Source organism: Pseudomonas sp. AL10 (assembly GCF_029960685.1).
GTDB lineage: Bacteria > Pseudomonadota > Gammaproteobacteria > Pseudomonadales > Pseudomonadaceae > Aquipseudomonas > Aquipseudomonas lactis.
This window is the reverse complement of the sequence record NZ_JASBQZ010000080.1, coordinates 1-7,295: the sequence shown is the minus strand read 5'-3', so window position 1 is coordinate 7,295 and position 7,295 is coordinate 1. Positions and strand designations below refer to the sequence as shown.

Annotated in this window: 7 protein-coding genes; 1 reads left to right on the top strand and 6 read right to left on the bottom strand. The window is 62.3% G+C overall.

Annotated features, from left to right (window positions below; genetic code table 11):
* Window positions 1-66: 66 nt before the first annotated feature.
* From QK296_RS28780 to QK296_RS28755, 6 genes are all read right to left on the bottom strand, one after another.
* Window positions 67-783, bottom strand: coding sequence for a dienelactone hydrolase family protein (locus QK296_RS28780; protein ID WP_282392332.1), 717 nt, complete (start codon window positions 781-783; stop codon window positions 67-69).
* A 10-nt stretch (window positions 784-793) separates the two neighbouring features.
* Window positions 794-1,549, bottom strand: coding sequence for a precorrin-6A synthase (deacetylating) (gene cobF / locus QK296_RS28775; protein ID WP_094775586.1), 756 nt, complete (start codon window positions 1,547-1,549; stop codon window positions 794-796).
* Between the two features lie 45 nt (window positions 1,550-1,594).
* A complete protein-coding gene (locus QK296_RS28770; protein ID WP_282392329.1) occupies window positions 1,595-2,149 on the bottom strand; it encodes a histidine phosphatase family protein in 555 nt (184 codons plus the stop codon).
* A gap of 129 nt (window positions 2,150-2,278) precedes the next feature.
* Window positions 2,279-3,598, bottom strand: coding sequence for an MFS transporter (locus tag QK296_RS28765; protein WP_034133832.1), 1,320 nt, complete (start codon window positions 3,596-3,598; stop codon window positions 2,279-2,281).
* 33 nt (window positions 3,599-3,631) lie between these two features.
* Entirely contained in the window at window positions 3,632-5,161 is a 1,530-nt protein-coding gene (locus QK296_RS28760) for an AMP-binding protein (RefSeq protein WP_282392327.1), read from the bottom strand.
* Window positions 5,162-5,164: 3 nt separating this feature from the next.
* Entirely contained in the window at window positions 5,165-6,343 is a 1,179-nt protein-coding gene (locus QK296_RS28755; RefSeq protein ID WP_003190614.1) for an acetyl-CoA acetyltransferase, read from the bottom strand.
* A gap of 130 nt (window positions 6,344-6,473) precedes the next feature.
* Between QK296_RS28755 and QK296_RS28750 the strand changes: the two genes are divergently transcribed.
* The gene (locus QK296_RS28750) at window positions 6,474-7,046 is read left to right on the top strand and encodes a LuxR C-terminal-related transcriptional regulator (protein ID WP_003190613.1); all 573 of its coding nucleotides are present in this window, start codon (window positions 6,474-6,476) and stop codon (window positions 7,044-7,046) included.
* Window positions 7,047-7,295 lie beyond the last annotated feature (249 nt).

Below are 7,295 nucleotides of genomic sequence, written 5' to 3'. Positions count from 1 at the left end.
GTCCAACTGTGTTGACTGTCAGGCCGTCTTCGCAGGCAAGCCAGCTCCCACATTTTTAAGCGCATTTCACTTCAGGCTTTTCTCTAGCCAGGCTTTCAAGTCCTGGATTTCTGCTTCGCTGATGGTGTGATTCATCCCCGGGTATTCATGAAACTCCGGCTTGAGCCCCAACCCCGCCAGCACCTTGTTCGCTTGCGTGGCCGAGCTAAAGGGCAACACCTGATCCAAAGTGCCATGGCCAATAAAGATCGCCAGCTTGCCCATCGCCGCATCCGGTTTCAGCGCAGACCTGAGCACTGGTAGCACGCTGCCACTGAGCGCGGCGATACCGCGTACCAATTCGGGTTCACGCAAGGCCACCTCGTAAGACATGATCGCGCCCTGGCTGAACCCCACCAGGAACACCCGATCACTTTGGGTGTGATACTTGGCGGTGGCCTTGAGCACAAAGTCCTTGATCAGCCGGGCGCTGCTGAACAGTTCGTCGGTCTCGCCGTTGTACTCAGGCTCATCGGTCTTGGTAAACCAACGATAACCCTGCGGCGCCACCGGCAGTGGCGCACGCACCGACAGGTAGGTCCAGGTGGACGGCAACGCGTCCTTGATGCCAAACAAGTCTTCCTCGTTGCTGCCAAAACCATGCAGGAAGATCACCAGCGGCTGGTTGCGCGCATCGCCCTGGGTCTGTTCCAGATAGGACAACGGCAAGTCGGTGTGCAAGCCACTATCGGCATGAGCGGCGCCGGCCACCAGGGCCAAGGCGAAGGCAAGCTGTTTGAGCATCGTGTTTACCTCAGGGTTTGCGCAACAAATAGGTGTCCATGATCCAGCCGTTTTCCAGACGCGCCGCCTTGCGTACCCGTTCAATCTCTTCTGCCACCTGTGCCACTTTGCCGCTGATCAGTATCTCATCCGGCGTACCCAGGTAAGCGCCCCAGTAAATATCCAGGTCCTGATCCGCCACGCTGCGGTAGGAATCTTCGGCGTCGAGCATCACCACCAGGGTATCGGCATCACTCGCCTGCCCCGCCGCCAGGCGCCGCCCGGTGGTGATTTCGATGGACTTGCCGATGCGGTTGAGCGGCACCTTATGCTGCGCCGCCAGGGCCTGCACACTGGTGATACCGGGGATCACTTCAAACTCGAACACACAGCGACCACTGGCAAGAATCGCCTGCAAGATACGAATGGTGCTGTCGTACAGCGCCGGGTCGCCCCAGGCCAGGAACGCCCCCACTTCGCCGTCGGCCATTTCTTCGTTGATCATGCGTTCGAAGGTCTGCTGCTTATCGCGGTTGAGGTCTTGCACGGCGGTGGTGTAGTCGATTTCACCGCGCACACGCTCCGGGCAGTCGGCCTCGACAAAACGGTAGCCGGGCTCGGTGATGTAGGTCTCGCAGATTTCCCGGCGCAGGTCGATCAGCTTGTCCTTGCTCTGGCCCTTGTCCATCAGGAAGAACACGTCGGTACGGTTCAGCGCCTTCACGGCCTGCATCGTGATGTAGTCAGGGTTGCCGGCGCCAATGCCGATGATCAGGATGCGTTTCATGGGGTGCTCTCAGTGCGGGGCGTTGATTTTGCCATGTTCCGGGAATCAGGCGGAAGTTTCCAGGCGCAGGCGCCACACGCCGTTGAAGCGTAGCTCGGTGGCGGACAATGGCTCGACGTCGATCCGGTAGAACATCGAGATCGGCAACTGCATGACGGACAGCATCGCCGCGCGGATGACGAACGGGTGGGTCACGGCGATGACATGGCCGGGGTGGGTTTCGAGGGAGTTGAGCCATTGGCCAACCCTAATGCACAACTGACCCACCGACTCGCCGCCGTGGAATGCACTGGCGCTGTCGGTGGCCCAGGTATTCAAGGTTGCGCTGTCGAGTTGGCCGATGCGCTGGCCTTTCCATGCGCCGACATCAAGGTCGCGTAAGGCGGGGTCGACCTGGGCGTTATCGCCGAACAAGCCAGCGCTCTGGCAGGTTCTGGCCTCGGGGCCGCACAGCAGGCGTGCCTGTTGTTTGTAGCGGCCGGCCAGGGACAAGGCCGCGCCCTGCCAGTCCATCGTGACGGACTCGTCATCCGGAAAACGCCCCTGCTTTTGCAGGGGCGTGATGGCGTGGCAGATCAGGGTCAAGCGGGTGGCCGGCATGGCAATTCTCTGTACCTGTAGGAGCGAGCTTGCTCGCGAAAAGCGTCAACGATAACGCGTGCATCCTGAAGAAGCGCGGCGCCTTTGCGTTTTTCGCGAGCAAGCTCGCTCCTACGGGGTGTTCGTGCTTCAAGCCAGCGCAGCGCTGGCAGGCACTGCCGTGGAGTGAGCGCTGGCGACAAAATCTTCCTTGCGCAACACCACCAACGCCAGCAACGACACCACCCCGGTCGCCACGTAGAAATACCACGGCGAGGTAATGTCGCCTGTCACCTTGATAAGCCAGGTGGAAATCAACGGCGCACTGCCGCCGAACACCGCCACCGGCACGTTATAAGCCACCGCAATCCCGGTAGAACGAATGCGCGTGGGCAGCAGCTCACTCATCAGCGCATAGGTCGAGGATGCATACAGCCCGAACAAAATCGCCACCGCCATCAACGGTGCGAAGAAGGTCGCCGGGGTGGCGGTCGGGGCGGATTTGAACAGCCAGAACATCGCCAGGGTCGCCAGTGTGCCGATCACCATCAGGAACGGCTTGCGCCCGTATTTATCGGTAAAGGCTCCGCCAAACGGCATCACGAAGGCCGCCGAGAAGCTGGCGACGAACACGTACAGCAAGGTGGTGCCGCTGTCGAACTTGAGGATCTTGGCCATGTAGGTCGAGGCGAAGGTCAGCACCAGGTAAAAGATCGAGCTGTGCAAGGTGATGATAAAAAACACCAGGGCAATTGCCCGCTTCCATTGCCAGACCTCACGCAGCGGCGCCCGGGAGGTTTGCCCGGCGCGTTGCAAGGCGAGGAACTCGGGGCTGTCTTCGAGCTTGAGGCGGATGTACATGGAGATAAAGCCCAGGGGCGCGGCGATCAGGAACGGTACGCGCCAGGCCCATTCCTGCATGACCTCGGCGCCCAGCACCCAGGTCATGCCATTGGCCACGGCGCCACCGAGCAGCAGGCCGAGCACGGCGGTGACCATCAGCCAGCAAGTGGCAAAGCCGCGGCGACCGGGGCCGGCGTATTCAGAGATGAAGCTGGTGACGGTGCCAATCTCGCCGCCCGCCGAGAAGCCCTGCACGCAGCGCACCAGGATCAACAAGATCGGTGCGGCGATGCCCAGGCTGGCGTAGGTCGGCAACAGGCCCAGCATCACCGTGGAGCCGGTCATCATCACCAGCGCCATGATCAGGGTTTTGCGCCGGCCGATCTTGTCCGCCAGCGGGCCGAAGAACAGCCCACCCAAGGGGCGGATAAAGAAGCTCAGCGCAAACGCGGCAAAGCTGGCCAACAGGCTGGTGGTGGGGTCATCGGAGACGAAGAACGCCTGGCCGATATAGACCGCGAGAAAGCCATACACGCCGTAGTCGTACCACTCGATCAAGTGGCCGGAGGTGGCGCCCAGAAACGCACGGCGGCGCTTGCGGACGGTGTCTTGTGCGGGATTGCCCATCGTGGGGACTCCTTGTCTGATTATCGATCCATGTTAAAGCGCGGCGATACTCGCGGTTTGCAGCCAATGCCGCAAGTCGGTCTTGAGAATCTTGCCGTAGCTGTTCTTCGGCAAATCGCTGCGCCACACATATTTTTTCGGCTTTTTGAACGAGGCCATGCGCGCCAGGAACCAGGCCGTCAGCTCGCTTTCGTCCAGCGGCTGGCCGCTGCGCGTCACGACAAAGGCCACCACCGACTCACCCCATTGCGCGTCCGGCTCGCCCACCACGCACACTTCGAACACTTCGGGATGCTGGGCCAGCACTTCCTCGACTTCACGGGGGTACACGTTGCTGCCGCCACTGATGATCACGTCCTTGGAGCGATCCGTCAGGGTCAGGTAGCCGGCCGGGTCGAGGTAGCCGATGTCGCCGGTCAGCAGCCAGCCGTCCACCAGCGTCTGGCGCGTGGCCTGCGGGTTGCGCCAATAGCCTTGCATCACCGTGGCGCCACGCACCGCGATTTCACCGCGCTCGCCGGTGGGCAGTGGCTGGTGCTCGGCATCAAGAATGCGGATCTCGACACAGGCTTGCGCGTGGCCCACCGAGGCGGCCAAGGTGGCCCAGTCGGGACGCTGGCGCTCGGCGATCAAGGCGCGTGGCAAGACGCTGATGGTCATCGGGCTCTCGCCCTGGCCGTAGATCTGCACCAGGCGCGGGCCGAAGGTGTCGACTGCTTCGCGCAGGTCGGCCAGGTACATGGGGCCGCCGCCGTAGACGATGGTCTTGATGCCGGCGCCGTGATAATCCTGGCGCCGCGCCTGCTCGACCATGCGTTTGACCATGGTCGGCGCAGCAAACAACGACACATCGCCCATGTGCTCGGCCAGCCCGAACAGTTCGGCGGCATCGAAGCCATGGGAGGCCGGCACCACATGGCGGGCGCCGCAGCGCACATGGATGAAGTTGTACAGGCCGGCACCGTGGGACATGGGCGCGGCATACAGCGCCGCATCGTCGTCACTCACCGCGTCGACATCCGTGGCGTAGCACAGCGACATGGCAATCAGGTTGCCGTGGGACAGCATCACACCCTTGGAGCGCCCGGTGGTGCCGGAGGTGTAGAACAGCCAGGCGAGGTCGTGATCCTGGCGGGGCACCGGCTGTTCCAGGGTCGGCCAACCATGACTGGGCGGCAGCGGGTGGCCGTCCAGTTCCGTGCAACGCGCAGGCAAATCTCGCGAAGAAAACACTTGGCCGCCGTCGGTAAAGATCAACCGCGCCTCGGCATTATCGGCAATCCACGCCGCTTCGCTGGGGTGCAGCTTGGCGTTGATCGGCACCGCCACCCCGCCCATCCACCAGATGGCGTAGAGCAGTTCCAGGTAGTCGCAGCTGTTTTTCATCAGCAGCGCCACCGCGTCCCCCGGCACCAGGCCATGCTGTTCCACCAACTGCGCGGCGCGTTGGCGCACATGGGCGGCGAAGGTGGCGTAGTCGGCCACTTGCACGCTGCCGTCGAACAAAGCCGGGCGGTGCGGGGCCCGGCGCTGGGTATCGTGCAGCCAGTTGGCAATGTTCATGGCTCAGCTCCGGCGCGCCTGCAGGACCGAGGCGTAGTTGGCCACCGCCATGCCGCCCATGTTGAACACCAGGCCGAACTCTGGGTTGGGCACCGTCAGACCAATCGGCTCGCCGGTCAGTTGCCGGAACGCCAGGGCATGCATGGACACCCCCGTGGCGCCAACGGGATGCCCCTTGGCCTTGAGCCCGCCGGAAAGGTTCACCGGCAAGCGCCCGCCGGCGCGCACCACGCCGCTGTCGAGCACGCGATGGCCTTCGCCCTTGGGCGCCAGGCCCATGGCTTCGTAGATCAGCAGCTCGGCGATGGTGAAGCAGTCGTGCACCTCGGCGAAACTCAGGTCGGCCAGGGTCACATTTGCGCCGCGCAATGCTGAGTGAATCGCCCGCTGTGGGCCCTCGAAGGCGAGGATGTCGCGTTGGGCGATGGGCAGCGTGTCGTTGACCTGGGTCATTGCACGTATCTGCACCTCGCGACGAAACGCGCGCGCACGTTTGGGCGAGGCGAGGATGATCGCGGCGGCGCCGTCGCTGATCAGTGAGCAATCGGTCAGGCGCAGGGAGTCAGCCACGAACGGGTTGCTTTGGGACACGTTGTTGCAGTGCTCGAAATTCATCTCCCGATGCATCTGCGCCAGCGGGTTGGCCATGGCATTGGAGTGGTTTTTGGTGGCGATGGCCGCCATCGAGCCCAGCGGGCAGTGGTAACGCTCGGCGTATTGGCGCGCGGCGCGGCCGAACAACTGGGGGAAACTCAGGCCGGCTTCGGCCGGGTCGTTCTGGTAGCCGGCCCCGGCCAAGGCTTGGGTGACCGCGGCAGTGCTGGTGTGGGTCATCTTCTCGGCGCCCACCACCAGCACCAGCTCAGCGCTGCCGGAGAGGATCGCGTTGACCCCCGCCTGAATCGCCGCCGAGCCGGACGCACAGGCGTTTTCACAGCGGGTAGCCGGTTTGAAGCGCAGCCCGGGGTCGGCTTGCAATAGCAATGAGGCGGCAAACCCGTCGGGCACCAGCCCCGAGTTGAAATGGCCGAGGAACAACGCATCGATTTGCGACGCGTCAATCTCGGCATCGCTCAAGGCTTCCCGGGTAACCTGGACGATCAGATCTTCCAGCGTCGTGCCTTCCAGGCGACCAAAGCGGGAGTGACCAGCGGCAACAATGGAGACGCAATCAGCAGGCATAATCAATTTCTTCTGTTCTTGATTCGGACTTTACTTACAATGACCCACCCCTGATCGTGCGCCAATTCGTGTAACTACTTACACGGGTAAGTAGCGCCCCAGGGCATTGAACAACGAGGCAGGATGCCCCATGACCGCGCTAGCCCAGCAATTTCCCGACCTCGAACGCCTGGCGTTCAAGCTGTCCCCTGCACCGCAGATCGTCACCAGCGACCGCGTGATACTCGACTGCAACGACGCTTTCCTGAAGCTGTTCGGCTATACGCGCGACGCACTGGTCAACCAGCTGACTCTGCTGATCTACCCGTCCCAGGCCGACTACCACGCCATCGGCAAGCGCAGCCATGACTGGCTGCTCGACAGTGACAACGGCTTTTATTCCGATGAACGCTTCATGCAGCACCACAACGGCGAGGTGTTCTGGGCCAAATCCCACGGCTACACCCTCACGCCCAAAGACCCGTTCAAACTGATGATCTGGCACTTCGAACGCCTGGACCGCATGCACCAGGGCACCGGCGACCTCACGCCCCGTGAGCGGGAAATCGCCATGCACATCGTCAACGGCTTCAAATCCAAGGAAATCGCCCTGCGCCTGGCAATCTCCCACCGCACCGTTGAGGTGCACCGGGCGCGGCTGATGAAGAAACTCCAGGCCAAGACGGTGGTGGAATTGGTGTCGAAGATCATCATGGTGGCGTGACAGACAACAGCTATTTAACTGATGCCCCGCGATCCAAATGTGTGGGCAGTCCCAGTGCCGAGCAGTCAAGCGAACGCAACGCTCAAGGTAACAAAGATCAAATGTGGGAGCTGGCTTGCCTGCGAAAGCGGTAGTGCAGTAGATGCACAACCTGCAGGTTGCACACTCCACACTAACCACGATGCGAAGCGAGCCGCTCTTGATCTGCTTGTGATCTTGATCTCAGGCGCCCCGTTAAACCACGCTGGC